The sequence below is a fragment of the Methanolobus sp. WCC1 genome (assembly GCF_045690315.1).
Classification (GTDB): domain Archaea; phylum Halobacteriota; class Methanosarcinia; order Methanosarcinales; family Methanosarcinaceae; genus Methanolobus; species Methanolobus tindarius.
Genome location: NZ_CP146979.1, coordinates 209,997 through 226,790 on the forward strand (window position 1 = coordinate 209,997; position 16,794 = coordinate 226,790).

A 16,794-nucleotide genomic window follows, 5' to 3' on the forward strand; every position below is an offset into this window, starting at 1 on the left:
AATATACGAGGGTCTACAAACCCTCATACGTTCTTTTTAATAACGCCGCATCACCTTCATTGTCAGGACTTTCACATATTAGCAGACCTTTTACCTTAAAGTCTTTAAGGGCACGTGTAAGTTCAGAATACTGCATGTCTGAGTCATCCAGATTCAGGTGATTCCGCTCCCCTTTTTCACCGTATTCAATACCTGAAACATGCATGTGCATATCATCAAGTCCTTCCCTGCCAAGTTCATTCTCAACAAGTTCCAGCGTTGCAGAGAACTCCTCATAGCTGTTCTCAGCACCATTACTCCGTGCATGCAGGTGCGCAAAATCAATACATGGGAGTACATTATCTATTTCTGCTCCAAGTTTCACGTTTTCCTGAAGACTGCCAAACTGTGTTCCTTTTCCTGTGGTTTCAGGCCTGAGTATTACTTCTATGCCTTCGTCATTCAGCCTTGAAACAAGTTGTTCCAGTAATGAAAACACCTTTTTGTAGACTTTTTCAGAACTTTCTTTGTGATAATATGCAGGATGAAACACAATGTTCCTTGCACCGCAGAGGCTGCCGATTCTTGATGATTTATAGATCCTTTCTATACTGGCATCTATTTTTTCAGGTTCCTGTGAATTCAGATTGATATAGTAAGGGCCATGAACGCTCAATGAAATATCTTCATCAAATGATTTCTCCCGGACGTTTGCGGCAGTGGATTCGCCCATTTTAACTCCACGGACAAACTCAAGTTCCATACAGTCAAGTCCGAGTTCCTTCACTCTTTCGATGCCCGATATGCTGTTTCTTTTTTTGGAACTTTTTGGTGTGCCTGCAGTTCCAAAAAGCAGTCTGGAAGGTTTCATTATGCCATTCCAAGCTTTGCTTTGAGTTCCTTCATTTTCTCGGCTGAGAGTTTCTCTTCAACCATTTCGATGAAGGTATCAACATCTTCTTCTTCAAGGGACCTGATGTCCTCTTTACCTTCAATGGCAAGCTGGAAAAGATATTCCATTTCTTCTGAGTCCAGCTTATCCATCCTCGCCCGAAAGTCATCAGCATCTACAGCTATCTTGTGTGATACAGGTCTGAGAATAAACGGATAGTTATGCCCTGCATTTGACATTGTGTTTCCGGCAAGTTCAGGTGCAAGCTTGTTAAAAATCTGATTGTCCATTTCGTTGAATACTCTTCCCATGGACAGTAGTTGTAAAAAAAGGTTTATAAAATTATGTTCTGGAAATCTGCACCTTGCCAATATCTTACTTCAGATGCCCGTGGATATCTATTTCACCGTGGGCTATTCTTGTAGAAGATATGGGTATTTTGTCGTCGGCAAGCACAAAATCAACCCTGACAACCTCAATTTCCTTCATATTCTTCTCACTTCTGAGCTGATTTATTTTCAGTGCAACAGGATGAGTTTCCGGTGAAACTACAATGTAATCATAGTCCACATTTAGTGTTTTCCCAAAAGGTTCATTGAGTTCCAGTATTGTATATTCCTGGCCTTCTGAAATTTCATTGATGTATTTAAGAAGATTCTTCTTCCTTGCATCATAATCCGGAACATGACGTGGACGTCTGTTTGCCATTTCATTGGATGTAAGTCCGATGTCAACAATTCCGCTGTTTCCGGCAAGTTCGAATGCTTTATGGATAAGTTCTTTGTGTCCGTCATGCAGGCATTCAAAAGTCCCGCCTACTACTACTCTGGCCATTGCTCCCTAAATGACACGTTTGAATGATAAGGTTTGTTGTACATTTTCTATAAACACTATAAATAATACTTTCACCCTGCTCTCTTCAGGTATATATACTCAAAAGTCAATTAGTAATCGAATTGTGCACCAGAAGAAAACATGTGCACCCAGGAGTTAAGATAAATGTCAGAAGTGTTATTGGAAGAACTGGACCATGTAGGTCCGGCGACCGCACAGAAATTAAAAGATGCAGGTTTTACAACCGTTGAAGCAATTGCTGTTTCCTCCCCGGCAGAACTCGCAACCGCAGCTGAAATTGGTGAATCCACCGCAGCAAAGATTATTCTTGCTGCCAGGCAGTCAGCTGATATTGGTGGCTTTGAAACGGGAGATATGGTAATGGAACGCAGGAAACTTGTGGGCAAGCTTACCACAGGATGTACTGAATTCGATGAAATGATGGGCGGTGGCATAGACACTCAGGCAATTACTGAACTCTATGGTGAATTTGGTTCCGGTAAAACACAGGTTGCACACCAGCTTGCTGTCAATGTCCAATTACCAAAGGAACAGGGGGGACTTAGTGGCTCCGTAGTTATTATCGATACTGAGAACACCTTCAGGCCTGAAAGAATCAAACAGATGGTTGAAGGTCTTTCTGAAAAATACGGTCAGGAATATGATCCTGAAGAGTTCCTGAAACACATACATGTAGCACGTGCATATAATTCCAATCACCAGATATTGCTTGTAGATTCTGCAATGGAACTTGCAAATGAGCTAAAAGACAGTGATATGCCAGTGAGACTTTTCATTGTGGACTCCCTGACAGCTCATTTCAGGGCGGAATATATCGGAAGGGGAACACTTGCAGACAGGCAGCAGAAACTTAACAAACACCTGCATGGTCTCCAGAAATGTGGTGACCTCTACAACGCATCTGTTATAGTTACAAACCAGGTTATGTCAAAACCAGATGCCTTCTTTGGTGATCCGACCAAGCCAATAGGAGGACACATAGTTGGCCACACGGCAACTTTCAGGCTTTACCTGCGTAAATCCAAGGGTGATAAGAGAATTGTCAAACTCGTAGACTCTCCAAACCTTCCTGACGGTGAAGCTATCATTTCTGTAACTACACCAGGTCTGCGTGATCCATAATATTGGGGTACAATAAATGATTCTCCTTCCTGGAGGATTCTTTCTTTTCCTTTTTTAAAACAAATTTAAAATCAAATATATTTTCTAAAATCAGATTGCATTCATTGTCTGGATTTTTATATCCTGAGAACACATAGTTCGTTTGATGAAAAGAATTTACCCAATTTTGTTGATAGGTCTGCTGTCAATGTTCTTTGCGGAGGTATTTTCAGGAGCTTCTACCATGTGGTTCCTTGATCCATGGGGTATATTTCTTACATTTCCACTTTACCTGTTCCACGTACTTTTTTTCCTGTGGGTAGCATTGGAATATGAAAAAACGAGTATTCAGCAACTATATTTATTTGGTGTAATATTTGCCCTTTATGAAGCATGGATAACTAAAGTTCTTTGGGTAGGTTACATAGATTCGGCAGGTCCGGGTCTTGGAACTTTCTTTGGAATTGCGATAGCCGAATATTCAATTCTCGTCTTTTTCTGGCATCCTGTTATGTCATTTTTAGTTCCGGTTCTTGTATTTCAGGTACTTACCGGAAGAGTGTTTTCCAAACATGCAACAATTCTTCTAAAAAGCCGTAGAAGTTTGATTTTTGTTGCAATAGCTATAGTAGTTCTCAGCAGTTTCATTGCTAATGGTAATTCATTCAATATTGTTACAGCAAATATTTCCGTAATAGGTACTCTGATTTTGATATTTCTTGCACGGAAGGTGTCAGTTAGCAGTGATATAACTTCCCTTCATCTGAAAAAGAAACATTTTTGCATCGTAACTGCTTACCTTCTGATTCTTTATGTTGTGACATTCTTCATTTTACTGCCGGAAAGAATTCCTGTAACCATCGCTCCCTATATTTTAATCATTCTGTCTTATGTTGTGATTGCGGCAATACTGGTGAAATCGAAGCCTTCTTATGATTTTGTAGAACCATTGTCTGAGGGATTTTATTCAGCAAAGGATGTTTTTTATTTCTCAGTATTATTGCTCTTAAGTGTCAACTTTGCATGCTTTCTTCCTTCTGTAAGTACTGCATTGCTTACGATAAGCTATCTTTTCCTGATGGTGTCAGGACCTTTTTTGTTCCTTAAAGTATGCCTGAGTATTATCAGGGAATCACGCCACTGAAAACACTTTTATTTTTCACTGCCTTCATAATGCTTATGAAATTCAAGGCCATTGTAATTGACATCGATGGAACCATTACTCACAGGGATCGTAAGCTCAGTCTGACTGCTGCTGCTAAATTGCGTGCACTTGATATTCCTGTTGTGATTGCCACAGGAAATGTTCTCTGTTATGCAAAAGCAACAGCTAAACTCGTGGGTGTATGCTGCAATATAATAGCAGAGAATGGTGGTGTTATTATCGATGGATTTGATAATGATCCAATAGTTTCTGATGTAATCCATGAGTGTGAGGAAGCCTACGAATTCCTCTCTTCTGAATTTAACATGGAGAAGCTGGACTCGGTTCACAGGAGAACTGAAATTGTCCTAAGAAGTAATTTTGATGTGGAAAAAGCACGTGAAGTCCTGGGAACACATTTCCCCAATGTTGAGATTATAGACACTCATTTTGCCATACACATCAAGAGTAAAAAAATAAACAAGGGAACAGGGCTTTTTAAAATGGCAGAGATGATGGGTCTTGAAACCACGGATTTCGTTGCCATAGGTGACTCTATCAATGATCTGGAAATGCTTCAGGAAGCAGGCTTTGCGGTTGCTGTAGGTAACGCTGATGATTTCCTGAAAGATATAGCAGACTATGTAAGTGAAGCAAGCTATGGTGATGGCACTGTGGAAGCAATAGATTATCTGATATCAAGCGGATTGATTTAATCAATCTTAAGCTAAGTTGAAATTGAAGCTAAAAAAGAAAATGAAAGGGCTGCAAGGCAATCTCTGCAGCCGGTGTGATTATATTTCTACAGGTTCAGGAGTTAAGCCGCGGGCTATATTCTTATCAACAACGATATAGTCCTTTATGGCTCTGACGGACTCAAAAGGCAGCAGTATGTACTGCTCGTCTGTCTTATATTTGGAAGTATCAAGACTCATGTCCGGTTTAACTATGAGGTCAATGAGGTCTCCTGATTTGATATCCATTACAATATTGTATAATATGCCAATTTCTGTTCCATCTGTTGCCATTACCTGTTTGCTCGAAAGGTTCTTTGCAAAGACATTTGCCATTTTCATTCGCCCCTGTATATAATAATTACATCTAAATTTTTCATATATTTATCTGTATCCTATATAAGAACTTGTTTCTTCCTTTTTGATGCCACCCTTGAACTGTGCCTGTATTTTCTCATAGTATTCCACAAGATTTTCGGACAGTGTTGGTCTGACTTTGTTAAGGGCTTCTTTGAAGTATTTCATGCTGACCTTATCAGAGTCAAAGTTTTCTCTCAATGCCAGCATTACAGCTTCTCTGCATACTGCTTCGATGTCAGCTCCGACAAATCCTTCAGTCATGGATGCAAGGTCATCGATTGTTACATCATCTCCAAGAGGAATGTTCTTTGAATGGATCTTGAATATCTGCTTTCTTCCTGAATAGGTAGATTGTCCCACAAGTACCATCCTGTCAAATCTTCCTGATCTTAAAAGTGCAGGGTCAATGATGTCCGGCCTGTTGGTTGCGGCAATAACTACTATTTCCTTCAACGGTTCAAGGCCGTCCAGTTCTGTCAGAAGCTGGTTTACAATTCTCTCTGAAACCTTTGAATCCTCGGATATAGCACTTCTCATAGGTGCAATTGAATCTATTTCATCAAAGAATACAATGCAAGGTGCCACCTGTCTGGCTTTCTTGAAAGTTTCCCGTATGGCTTTTTCAGATTCTCCTACCCATTTGGACAACATCTGTGGTCCTTTAACACTAATGAAATTGGCATTTGATTCATTTGCAACTGCCTGTGCTATCAGTGTTTTACCTGTCCCCGGCGGTCCGAAAAGCAAAACTCCCTTTGGTGGTTTTATTCCCATACTCACAAACCTGTCTGGTCTTGTAAGCGGCCATTCCACAGCTTCCTTGATTTCCTGCTTGGCTTTGTCCAGTCCACCAACGTCATTCCATCTGACATCAGGGACCTCTACAAGCACTTCTCTCATTGCAGAAGGTTCGATTTCCCTCAGTGCATTCTCAAAGTCGTCCTTGCAGACAACAATGCTTTCAAGAATTTCCTGTGGGATATCTTCATCTTCCAGATTAATATCTGGCAATGCTCTCCTTAGAGAGCGCATTGCAGCTTCCTGAACAAGTGCCAGAAGGTCTGCACCCACAAATGCCTGTGTGTGTTTTGCGATATAATCAAGGAATTCTTCGTCAACATCTTCTGCAAGAGGCACGCCACGAGTGTGAATCTGCATTATTTCAAGACGGTCATCGGTGTCAGGGACTCCTATTTCGATTTCCCTGTCAAACCTACCAGGTCTTCTAAGTGCAGGGTCGATTGCATCAACACGGTTTGTAGCACCAATTACAACAACCTGTCCTCTTTCTTCAAGGCCGTCCATCATTGTAAGCAACTGTGCTACAACTCTGCGCTCAACTTCTCCTGTGACGTTCTGTCTTTTTGGTGCAATTGAATCTATTTCATCAATAAATATGATTGAAGGAGCATCATCTTCTGCTTCTTCGAAGATCTTACGGATACGCTCTTCACTTTCTCCATAGTATTTACCCATGATTTCAGGGCCTGCAATATAGAGGAAATTTGCCCTGGATTCATTTGCAACTGCTTTTGCAATCAGTGTTTTTCCAGTTCCGGGTGGTCCGTAGAGGATAATTCCTTTTGGAGGCTCTATATTAAGTCTCTGGAATAGTTCCGGGTGCTTGAGTGGAAGTTCTATCATCTCCCTTACACGCTGTATCTCTGAACCGAGTCCTCCAATATCTTCGTAAGTAACTCCGCGGGTGGCACCGTCATAACCACGAACAGGTTTCTGACGAAGTTCGATTTCAGTGAACTCTCCGATTATGAGGATTTCTTCTTTAGGATCAGTTTCTACGGCAATAAGTGGTATCGCCTGCCCGCCACCTACCTGGCTGGTCATAGGCTGTGTCATTGAACTTATTATAGGGATGATGTCGCCTTCTACCAGTGGTCGCTTCATTATGTTACGTTTGATTATTTCACTGATATGATCTCCATATTCCATGGAAACCCCTTCAGGAGGTGCCAGGACTACTTTTGTAGCAGTAACAACTTCTGCTTTTCTTACAGTGATTCTCTCACCAATTCCTACACCTGCATTCTGCCTGATAAAACCGTCAATCCTGACAATTCCCTGGCCCCAGTCCTGCCTTTCAGCTCTCCATACCTTAGCTGCTGTCTTTCTTTTTCCTTCAATCTCAACTATGTCTCCGGGAGAGAGTTGGAGGCTTAAGAGTGTAGTAGGATCCAGACGTATAATTCCCCTTCCAAAATCATTAGGATGGGCTTTCTCTACTTTTATCTGAACTTCATCCATTGTTTTCATCCCTAAAATTACTCTGAACAAACTGTGAGCTTGTGATTTATAGCTATCTATTTTATTCTAAAGAATAAATAAGATATGGTTTCTACATTGACTCTGTTTTGTACAGAGAAGCTTTAAATATCTGTTATGTGTACTACTCGTTGTAAGATTTGATACAATTCTGAATTCATTGATATTACATTTTTATCGTGGTTTTTTCAGTATGGTTTCTTTTCTTAGTTTGAATTAAAGGACGTGTATTATTTTGTTTAATAACAATGACAGAGAATCAACAGCTCCAGTAGATGTTGGCGAGACATACGAAGTAACAATTGAAGACCTTGCAAGAGAAGGAGACGGCATCGCCAGAGTAGAGGGCTTTGTAATTTTTGTGCCAGACACTCAGGTTGGCGACACTGTAAACATTAAGATCACAAGAGTACTGCGCAAATTCGGATTTGCAGAAAAGGAAGAATAAAACCTATTAAGAATGGTTTTTTACCATTCTTCTTTACTTTTTACCCGGTTATTCCGGTCTTCTATTTTGAATTAATTTTTCATGTTTTTTTAAGAAAGCTATTTATCTACCATACTCACAATTTTCTGTATGGGGTTAAAAGCATTATTTCTGAATTGTACTTTGAAACGTTCTCCTGAAATCTCAAACACAAGGGCTCTTATTGACAAAGCAGTAAAGCTTTTCGAGGAACTTGGTGTTGAAAGTGAAGTTGTCAGGGTTGTAGATTATGACGTAAAGTTTGGTGTATCGTCTGATGAAGGTGAAGGTGATGAGTGGCCACTTATGCTGGACAAAATAAAATCCAGCGATATACTTGTAATCGGCTCTCCCATTTGGATGGGTGTGAGATCTTCTGTTGCACAGCTGGTTGTGGAAAGACTTGATGGGACTTATGCAGACAGTGATCCCGAAACAGGGCAGTTTCCTCTATACGGAAAAGTAGCAGGTGTGGTGATAACCGGCAATGAAGACGGGGCACACGATGTTGCAGCAACTACGTTGTTTAACCTGACTCATCTGGGTTGTACTGTTCCTCCAAACGTTGATAGCTACTGGGTAGGCGATGCAGGTCCGGGTCCAAGTTATATTGCTGCCGGCGGGGAAAGGCATCTCTATACAAACAAGACTGTCCGGTATATGGTGAATAATCTTGCATTCTTTGCAAAATTACTGAAGGACCATCCTATTCCTACGAATATAAACAAGCTTTATGAGGATGCCCTGAAGGAAAGTGACTAAAGTTTTCCTTATTCAAGATTATAAAAAAGTAATTGTTGATGATGGTTTATTCCATCATCAAATTCATGAGACTTTCTCTTGCCTCTTTTATCTCTTCCAGAGATAATTCTGTCTTAGAACCTCCAATCTGGATGCTCAGTTTGTTTCCACCAACAGTACCAATGACTGTACAAGGTACTTCTCCAATCATTTCCATTACAGCATCCGGTTCAGATGTTGTGATCAGCGCTCTGGCATATGATTCAGAGAACAGGATGTCATCAGTTCTAAGACCTTCTGCTACATTGCTAAGGTCAACTTCAGCACCAGTCTTTTCACACATTTCTGCAAGTGCCACGGCAATTCCACCAAGTGATACATCGTGTGAGGCAGTAATCTTCCCACTCTCTGCAAGACTGATAAGTGCATCAACAACAGCAGTTACATTTTCTGGAATCTGTGGTGCTTTACCATCATTCTTCTTTCCAATGATGTTATAGTACTCTGAACCTCCAAGTTCATCGGCTGTACTTCCAACCAGAATTATTGTGTCACCTTCATTTGAGAACACACCAGCTGGAGCTTTTGTCACATCTTTGATATAACCTGCAAGTCCGATTGACGGTGTCGGGACGATTGCCGTCTTAAATTCACCACTTTCATTATACAGGGATACATTTCCACCCACAACAGGTATTGATAAATCTCTTGCAGCATCTCCAAGTCCAAGGATTGCATGTTTGAACTGCCAGTAAATGTCAGGTCTCTCAGGGTTTCCGAAGTTAAGACAATCTACAATTGCTATTCCACGTGCACCTTTTACTGCAAGGTTCATTGCATTTTCAACAACGGTTCCTTTTCCACCTGAATATGGGTCAAGGAGTGTGTGTCTTGGGTTACAGCCACATGAAAGTGCGATTCCCTCATTTCCATCGATTCTAAGTATTCCTGCATCATCACCAGGTTTTGTAACAGTCCTTACCTGTACTTCATGGTCGTACTGCCTGTATATCCATCTCTTTGATGCTACATTGTGTGATGACAACACATCGATAATTGCCTGTTTGAGGTCTGCTGGAAGTTCCGGCTTATCTCCAATGTCACGCTCCTCCGGAGCAGTTGATGGGCGCTCAAATGTTGGTGCGCCTTCTGTCAGGAGTTTGACCGGAATGTCCGCTGCAATTTCTCCCTGGAACTGCACAGTATAATTAAGTTCCTCGGTAAGTTCTCCGATCATGCTTCCGTTGAGGTCGTATTTCTTTGCAATGTCAAGGACTGCATCAACGTTTTCAGGTTCAACTTCAAGGAGCATACGTTCCTGGGATTCTGCGATAAGTATTTCGTAAGGAGTCATACCACTTTCACGAAGAATAACATTGTCTGCAATGATCTTCATTCCAAGGTTACCCTTTGCTGCCATTTCTGAACTTGCACCGGCAAGTCCTGCTGCTCCGAGATCCCTGCACGATTTGACGTATCCTTTTCCAATGGCTTCAAGTGTTGCCTCGATAACAAGTTTCTCTGTAAACGGATCTCCAATCTGGATACTTGGCCTGTCTTCTGCTTCTGAATCTTCAGAAAGGTCTCTTGATGCGAAAGATGCTCCTCCAAGTCCGTCTCTTCCTGTGGTGGAACCCATCAGAACAAGCTTGTTACCTGCTTTCTGTGAGCATGCAGTCACAACATTCTCTTCGCGTGCAAGTCCTACAGCTACCACGTTTACAAGAGGATTTCCACTGTATGATTCGTCAAAGAATGCTTCTCCGCGTACTACAGGCACACCGATACAGTTTCCGTATCCTGCAATTCCTTCAATAATGTGCTCAAAAAGGTAGAGGTTTTTCGGGTTGTTAAGGGGACCGAAATAAAGAGGGTCCATAAGTGCTATTGGTCTTGCTCCCATGGAAATAATATCACGCACAATTCCGCCGACTCCGGTTGCTGCACCGTTGTAGGGGTCAACATATGATGGGTGGTTGTGGCTCTCCATTCCTATTGCAAGAACCCATCCGTTTCCAAAACTGATAATTGCTGCATCGTCACCAGGGCCGATTATGACCTTATCTCCGGTGGTTGTAAATGTTTTAAGCAGGGGTGCGCTTGAGCGATATGAGCAGTGTTCGCTCCACAGATTAAGGAAGCATCCCTGTTCTACAAGATTAGGTTCTCTTCCCATTTTCTCTGTTATGATCTTTAAGTCATCTTCAGGTAACATCTATGTTCCTCGGTAATTGAGTATTAATTATAATATGATGATTCTATCAGGGCTTTAAAGAACCCGGAATGTAATAAACATTTCTTTAAACAGGTTTTAACATCTGTCAGTATTTATATGTTCCATACAGTTATTATTGGTCTACTGACACTGATTCTCAAATTCAAATTTATCTCCCGGTTTAATCTTTAGTTTTTCAGATTTTCCGTGGGATGTTTCTATGATGTATTTTACCTTTCCTTCACAGGAGCAAGTACCAATCCATGCTTTCATACTGGATGTCTTAATGACCCGTTTCTTATCGTCAAGGAAAATAGCATCAATTGGATAATTAACAAATAACATGTGCAACGAAACTCGCTGGGTTTTCTTCATTACAAAGACTAAAGCATAGTTGTCAGGTATCCTCTTACTGAACATAAGTCCCTTGATATGCTTTAGGATGTTGCAGGCAAAATCAACGTCCGTTGCTACTTCTTTACCATTAGATTTTAATATCATCGAAGTTTTACTCTATTCATCTATTTAATTAAATGCATATGGAGTGTTTAAAATAGATAATAATGTCGGAGGAAATACCACAAGATGAGTTCAGAAATGTGTTCAGTCTGCGGATTGCCAAAAGAACTTTGCATTTGCGAAGAAGTGGCAAAAGAGCAGCAAAGAATAATCGTCAAAGTAAACAGAAGAAGATATGGTAAAGAAGTAACAGTTGTAGAGGGTTTTGATGCCCATGAAATTGATCTTCACGAACTATCTACTTACCTGAAATCTAAATTTGCATGCGGTGGAACTGTAAAAGGAAATTCTGTTGAGCTTCAGGGAAATCACCTGACCCGCATGAAAGATGTTCTTATTGCAAAAGGATTTTCTCCGGATCAGATTAAAGACTAAGACTAATAATTATTCTTGCATGTGTGTGCAGACACACACATTTTTTCAGCACTAGGCTGGCTATATTCTTTAGCATACATGCTGAAGGATATTTATTTATTGAAGGCCTTCTCTTCTTATTATGGGTACAATGAAAAGAATCTATATGGATCACAGTGCAACCACTCCGGTTGATCCTCTGGTTGTGGATGCAATGTTGCCTTTTTTTACTGATTTATTTGGTAACGCTTCCAGTCTTCATTCATTTGGAACCGAGGCTGCAGAAGCTCTTTTAAGAGCACGTAAACAGGTTGCAGATGCCATAGGAGCTCTTCCTGAGGAAATAATATTCACATCAGGAGGAACCGAGTCTGATAACCTTGCAATAAGGGGTGTTGTCCCATTTAATGCCGGAAAAAAGCACGTTATAACTTCTGTTATCGAGCATCCGGCAGTACTCAATACATGTGCTTTTCTTGAAAGTCTGGGGCATGAAGTCACATATGTTCCTGTAGATGCTGATGGTGTAGTTGATGTAAAAATACTTGAAAAATCAGTCAGGGAAAACACTGTTCTTATATCGGTAATGCATGCCAATAACGAAGTTGGCACCATCCAGCCCATTGAAAAAATATCCGAAATTGCAAAGAAGTACAATATTTACTTCCACACTGATGCTGTACAGAGCGTTGGAAAAATTCCAGTTAATGTAGACGATCTGGGTGTGGATATGCTCTCAATTTCATCCCATAAGATACACGGTCCAAAAGGAGTCGGAGTTCTTTATGTCCGCAAGGGGACTAATATCAGCCCGATTGTTTTTGGTGGAAACCATGAAATGGGAATGCGTTCCGGAACAGAAAATGTTTCCGGTATTGTGGGATTTGCAAAAGCAATGGAACTTGTAGCTCAACGCCAGGATGCAGATTCTATACACATGACACAGATGCGTGATTCACTTATTTCCAGAGTATTCGATTCGATATCTGATGTTCGCCTGAACGGTCATCCTTCCAGGCGCCTTCCAAATAACGTGAATATGAGTTTTAAATATGCTGAAGGCGAATCCATGCTTATGCTCCTGGATATGCAGGGAGTTGCAGTATCCACGGGTTCGGCATGTTCTTCAAAATCGCTTAAGGCTTCACATGTGCTTAGTGCACTTGAAATTGAGGATGATTTTATACATGGTTCCCTGAGGATAAGTCTTGGAAGGGAGAATACCATGGATGACATTGATTATGTTGTCGGGGCTTTGCAGGAAACAATTGCTAAATTAAGGGCAATGTCTCCGCTTGCTGACAGGTAACTATTGATTATTAAGGAGGAGTGATTTCTGTATTCTAAAAAAGTAATGGAAGAGTTCACTAACCCTGCAAATGTAGGGGTTGTTGAAGATGCCGATGGTGTGGGTGAGATTGGAAGCACAATAGATGGGGATATAATAAATATATCCATAAAGGTTAAAGACAATATACTGGAAGACGTTAAGTTCAAAACCTTCGGTTGTGTTGTAGCTATATCCACATCAAGTGCGGTTGCCAAACTGGCAAAGGGGAAAACAGTGGATGAAGCCATGTCGCTGACTAACGAAGATGTGATTAACTATCTCGATGGTCTTCCAGAAGGCAAGGATAGGTGCTCAGGTTTTGCTCTTGACGCTTTGAAAATGGCAATTGATGATTATATTCATAAAAGTAAATGACCATACTAACTAACAAAAAAGGTGACTTTCTGTGAAAACAACATGTGAGATCATGGTTCAACGTGTATTGCCTGCCATCCGTGCAGAACTTGCGAGATGTATGATATGGGAGCATGGGAAGAACCAGCAGGAAGTTGCAGAGATTCTTGAATTATCGAGGGCTGCAGTGTCTCAGTATTTGAACGATAAAAGAGGTGCTGAGGTAGATTTTTCCGGGGAAGCCCAGGAAGAGATACAGAGATTTGCATCAAGACTAATTGAAGGAATGAATAGCAGAGAACAGGTTGCAGGTATGTGCAATGTCTGTAAGTTCGTTCAGCGCTCAGGCTGGCTGAACAAAAACGAGCCAGACGCCGGATATTGTATCCTTTGCGGAGACGCTGAAGTCATTGACTCCTAATCTTTGCATAAAATGTAAGGGCAAAGGTCTCTGTGGAAGACCATATTGTCCTATTCTTGAAAAATTTAAATCAATTGAATCAGTTGTTCCAAAATCATCAGGAGAAATATCCATATTCGGAGCATCTCCACCATCTGTTTTTGTTGGCAGGTACAACTACCCCAATGTGATGGCAGGACCAATGATACCTCCGCAACTTTGCGGAGACGATGCAATGCAGCTTGAAGATCCTAAAGCATTGCTGAAAATGAACATACAGGATGTCATAGCTTCCCGCTCCCAGCTTGTAAGAGCAAACACCGGAATCAATGTTAAAAGGGCCCGTCTTCCAGATAATCCTCTTATCGAAAAATCCCAGGAACTTGCGCTCTCAAAAAATCCGGTGGATACTGAAGCATGGTTCAATAAACCGATAAGTGCAAAGCTGAAATTTGACAATGTGCTGACTCCCATGGGTCCATCAGGTGACCTTAAGAAGTTTGATATTACTGAGAATCCGAAGGTGCCCAAAAAAGTGGATTCTCTTGTCTATGATGATGATGCGCTGGCAAAGGATGCCATATCCGAACTATGGGATGGCAGTGTCCCTGCCGAACATATTTCCAGGCTGCTGTCAATCGGTCTTTTAGGTCAGGAAAGAAAACTTGTTCCTACACGCTGGTCGATAACTGCGGTTGATGATATGGTTGGAAAAGACCTTCTGGCTGAGATAAGGGATTACCAGCAGTTGAGCGAAGTAACTGTTTTCAGTGGCGGAGTTTTCGGAAACCATTTCGAGATAATCCTTATTCCCCGCATGTTCTCTTTTGAACTGATTGAAGTCTGGATGCCACGGACTGTATGGTCAGGTGGCAGCACATGGATAGAAGCAGATCACGAAGTTTTTGGAGGAAAGAAAAAATACTCCAACCTTGCAGGTGGATATTATGCAGCCCGACTTGGTGCCCTTGAATATTTAAAATCAGTTCGCAGACAGGCCACAGTTTTTATGGTAAGGGAGATCCGACCGGAATATTGGGCCCCGCTTGGAGTATGGGTTGTAAGGGAAGGTGTGCGAGAAGCTTTCAGCAAAGCGCCTGAAAAGTTTGCTTCGGCAGAACAGGCAATAGCAAATATTTCTACTCGTTTGAAAACGGATAAATCAAAGTGGATGGCTCAGGCAGCGATGTTGCCGGATGTCCGTTTCCAGCGAACTCTGGATTCCTTTTTTTAAAATTGCTATATATTCAATATAGCAGTATATAGTATATAGTAGGCACATTTATGTCCATGTTCTTAGTTAGGCCTATAAAATCTATATAGTGGAGAATATTGTCGATGAGTCTTTTTGATCCTCTCGTACTGTTACTGGTTGCAGCAGGTCTGTACATGGCATGGAATATTGGTGCCAATGACCTTGCAAATGCCATGGGAACGTCAGTAGGCAGCGGTGCGTTGTCTATAAAACAGGTAATTATCATCGCAGGTCTTTTTGAGTTCGGAGGCGCTGTACTTTTTGGAAAGCGGGTAACTTCAACCATTGCCAAGGGAATCGTTCCAATTGATTCCATTAGTGCAATAGACCCTCATATTGTGGCTATAGGTATGCTTGCAGCCATTCTTGCTGCAGGTTTCTGGATTACTCTTGCCACATTCTATAATCTGCCCGTCTCCACAACTCACTCAATAGTAGGAGCAGTTCTTGGTTTTGGTCTGATGGCAGGCTACTATGGAATGATAGGCTACAGTGAAATCAACTGGGCAGTTCTTACAAAAATAGTTGGAAGCTGGCTTGTATCCCCTCTTCTTGGTGCTGTAATTGCTTACATCATATTCACTCTTATCAGATATTTCATTCTTCAGAAAACCGATGATCCATACAATATTGAAAAGAAATTTGTCATTCTCCAGACAATGACTGCATGTTACATTGCCTTTGCACATGGTTCCAATGATGTTGCAAATGCAGTAGGCCCAATATATGCAGGACTTAATTCTCTTGAAATGGCAGGAATGACTGTTCCTCTCTGGGTGATGGTAATTGGAGGTATTGGAATGGTTGTCGGACTGGCTACATGGGGATACCGTGTAATTGAGACAATCGGTACACGTATAACAGAACTTACACCAACCCGTGGTTTTTCTGCAGAATTCGCAACAGCTTCAGTAGTTGTTCTTCATAGTTACAGTTCTTTACCAATATCAACCACACATACCCTTGTAGGTTCAGTAATTGGTGTAGGTCTTGCAGGCGGTCTTGCGGCGGTTGATTTAAGTGTAATCGGAAAGATAGTTGTTTCCTGGATAGTTACCGTACCTGTAGCAGCTCTTACGTGCGCACTGATATTTGCGGGACTGTTGGGAGTTGGAATATGATCAAGAAAGAGTATATTCGTTCCGTATTGAATGTATTTGCAAGTTCACCGTTTAAGCCTCTTGTAATGCATGCCAACAAAGGCGGGGATTGTGTAAGAAAGCTCAACGAATCTTTGCAGGCTTACTGTAATGGTGACATGGAAAAAGTCGAAGCCCTGAACAAAGAAATTGATGTAATAGAGCATGAGGCAGATGTCATTAAACAGACTATCCGTTCTGAATTATCTTCTTCTATTATGCTCCCTGTACATGCAAATGACCTGCTTAATTTCCTGAAACCACAGGATTCAATATCAGATGATTCCCAGGAAGTTGCATTCTGGCTTACAGTAAGAAAATTTGAGGCTCCGGATGATATACGTGCAGGTTTCTGCGATCTCATGAAAAAGACTCTTGAAACTGTGGAGCTTTATGAAAATCTTGTAGCAACATTGGGTGAACTTCTGGAGACATCTTTCAGTAAAAGGGATGTTGAAGACACTCTTCTACTTGTGACACAAGTGGAGGAAATGGAGCATCAGGTTGACATCATAGAAAAGGAACTTATCAAGCAGATATTCCGCAACGAGGATGTTATCGGTGCGCTTGGGGTCTATCACCTGGCTCGTCTTGTAAGGGGCATAGGCGACATTGCAGACAAGGCAGAACATGCAGCTGACAGATTAAGAACAATGGTTCTGAGAAGGTAATTACC

Annotated in this window: 19 protein-coding genes; 12 read left to right on the top strand and 7 right to left on the bottom strand. The window is 41.4% G+C overall.

From position 1 onward, the window contains the following. Positions 1-13: 13 nt before the first annotated feature. The 3 genes from V7O61_RS01045 to V7O61_RS01055 all read right to left on the bottom strand — a co-directional run bounded on the left by V7O61_RS01045 (position 14) and on the right by V7O61_RS01055 (position 1,705). A complete protein-coding gene (locus V7O61_RS01045) occupies positions 14-850 on the bottom strand; it encodes a TIM barrel protein (protein WP_023844914.1) in 837 nt (278 codons plus the stop codon). Continuing rightward, positions 850-1,182 carry a hypothetical protein gene (locus V7O61_RS01050; RefSeq protein WP_023844913.1) on the bottom strand — a complete coding sequence of 111 codons (333 nt, stop codon included), beginning with the start codon at positions 1,180-1,182 and terminating at the stop codon, positions 850-852. The genes V7O61_RS01045 and V7O61_RS01050 overlap by 1 nt, the downstream gene beginning before the upstream one ends. Before the next feature lie 64 nt (positions 1,183-1,246). Then, entirely contained in the window at positions 1,247-1,705 is a 459-nt protein-coding gene (locus V7O61_RS01055; RefSeq protein WP_288070161.1) for a phosphopantetheine adenylyltransferase, read from the bottom strand. A gap of 165 nt (positions 1,706-1,870) precedes the next feature. Here V7O61_RS01055 and radA point away from each other — a divergent pair, with 165 nt between their 5' ends. From radA to V7O61_RS01070, 3 genes are all read left to right on the top strand, one after another. Further along, positions 1,871-2,848 (top strand): DNA repair and recombination protein RadA, encoded by a 978-nt coding sequence (gene radA, locus V7O61_RS01060; RefSeq protein WP_023844911.1) that lies wholly within the window; start codon positions 1,871-1,873, stop codon positions 2,846-2,848. Between the two features lie 145 nt (positions 2,849-2,993). After that, on the top strand, positions 2,994-3,971 hold the full coding sequence (locus tag V7O61_RS01065) for a hypothetical protein (protein ID WP_407283007.1): 978 nt from the start codon (positions 2,994-2,996) through the stop codon (positions 3,969-3,971). A gap of 35 nt (positions 3,972-4,006) precedes the next feature. Further along, positions 4,007-4,687 (top strand): phosphoglycolate phosphatase, encoded by a 681-nt coding sequence (locus V7O61_RS01070; RefSeq protein WP_048135864.1) that lies wholly within the window; start codon positions 4,007-4,009, stop codon positions 4,685-4,687. Between the two features lie 78 nt (positions 4,688-4,765). On the opposite strand, the gene V7O61_RS01075 is transcribed toward V7O61_RS01070, so the two are convergent. Next, positions 4,766-5,041 carry a PRC-barrel domain-containing protein gene (locus V7O61_RS01075; protein WP_048135204.1) on the bottom strand — a complete coding sequence of 92 codons (276 nt, stop codon included), beginning with the start codon at positions 5,039-5,041 and terminating at the stop codon, positions 4,766-4,768. Positions 5,042-5,089: 48 nt separating this feature from the next. Continuing rightward, positions 5,090-7,327 (bottom strand): CDC48 family AAA ATPase, encoded by a 2,238-nt coding sequence (locus V7O61_RS01080; RefSeq protein WP_023844907.1) that lies wholly within the window; start codon positions 7,325-7,327, stop codon positions 5,090-5,092. Between the two features lie 253 nt (positions 7,328-7,580). Here V7O61_RS01080 and V7O61_RS01085 point away from each other — a divergent pair, with 253 nt between their 5' ends. Both V7O61_RS01085 and V7O61_RS01090 read left to right on the top strand, forming a co-directional pair. Further along, positions 7,581-7,793, top strand: a complete 213-nt coding sequence (locus V7O61_RS01085; RefSeq protein ID WP_023844906.1) for a TRAM domain-containing protein — start codon at positions 7,581-7,583, stop codon at positions 7,791-7,793. A 129-nt stretch (positions 7,794-7,922) separates the two neighbouring features. Beyond that, entirely contained in the window at positions 7,923-8,573 is a 651-nt protein-coding gene (locus V7O61_RS01090; protein ID WP_407283006.1) for a flavodoxin family protein, read from the top strand. Between the two features lie 46 nt (positions 8,574-8,619). Here the strand turns inward: V7O61_RS01090 and purL are convergent, their stop codons facing one another. Further along, positions 8,620-10,767, bottom strand: a complete 2,148-nt coding sequence (gene purL / locus V7O61_RS01095) for a phosphoribosylformylglycinamidine synthase subunit PurL (RefSeq protein ID WP_407283005.1) — start codon at positions 10,765-10,767, stop codon at positions 8,620-8,622. A 141-nt stretch (positions 10,768-10,908) separates the two neighbouring features. Continuing rightward, entirely contained in the window at positions 10,909-11,268 is a 360-nt protein-coding gene (locus V7O61_RS01100) for a DUF192 domain-containing protein (RefSeq protein ID WP_288070155.1), read from the bottom strand. 84 nt (positions 11,269-11,352) lie between these two features. On the opposite strand from V7O61_RS01100, the gene yciH reads away from it, so the two are divergent. From yciH to V7O61_RS01135, 7 genes are all read left to right on the top strand, one after another. Continuing rightward, entirely contained in the window at positions 11,353-11,661 is a 309-nt protein-coding gene (gene yciH / locus V7O61_RS01105) for a stress response translation initiation inhibitor YciH (protein WP_023844901.1), read from the top strand. A gap of 121 nt (positions 11,662-11,782) precedes the next feature. Beyond that, positions 11,783-12,949, top strand: a complete 1,167-nt coding sequence (nifS, locus tag V7O61_RS01110; RefSeq protein ID WP_407283004.1) for a cysteine desulfurase NifS — start codon at positions 11,783-11,785, stop codon at positions 12,947-12,949. A 45-nt stretch (positions 12,950-12,994) separates the two neighbouring features. After that, on the top strand, positions 12,995-13,345 hold the full coding sequence (locus tag V7O61_RS01115) for an iron-sulfur cluster assembly scaffold protein (RefSeq protein WP_407283003.1): 351 nt from the start codon (positions 12,995-12,997) through the stop codon (positions 13,343-13,345). Positions 13,346-13,376: 31 nt separating this feature from the next. After that, the gene (locus tag V7O61_RS01120) at positions 13,377-13,745 is read left to right on the top strand and encodes a transcriptional regulator (RefSeq protein WP_023844898.1); all 369 of its coding nucleotides are present in this window, start codon (positions 13,377-13,379) and stop codon (positions 13,743-13,745) included. Then, entirely contained in the window at positions 13,735-14,958 is a 1,224-nt protein-coding gene (locus V7O61_RS01125) for an Nre family DNA repair protein (RefSeq protein WP_407283002.1), read from the top strand. The genes V7O61_RS01120 and V7O61_RS01125 overlap by 11 nt, the downstream gene beginning before the upstream one ends. A gap of 104 nt (positions 14,959-15,062) precedes the next feature. After that, positions 15,063-16,100 (top strand): inorganic phosphate transporter, encoded by a 1,038-nt coding sequence (locus tag V7O61_RS01130; RefSeq protein ID WP_023844896.1) that lies wholly within the window; start codon positions 15,063-15,065, stop codon positions 16,098-16,100. Beyond that, positions 16,097-16,789: a TIGR00153 family protein gene (locus tag V7O61_RS01135; RefSeq protein WP_023844895.1), complete on the top strand. Its 693-nt coding sequence runs from the start codon at positions 16,097-16,099 to the stop codon at positions 16,787-16,789. Before V7O61_RS01130 ends, V7O61_RS01135 begins: the two co-directional genes overlap by 4 nt. Positions 16,790-16,794 lie beyond the last annotated feature (5 nt).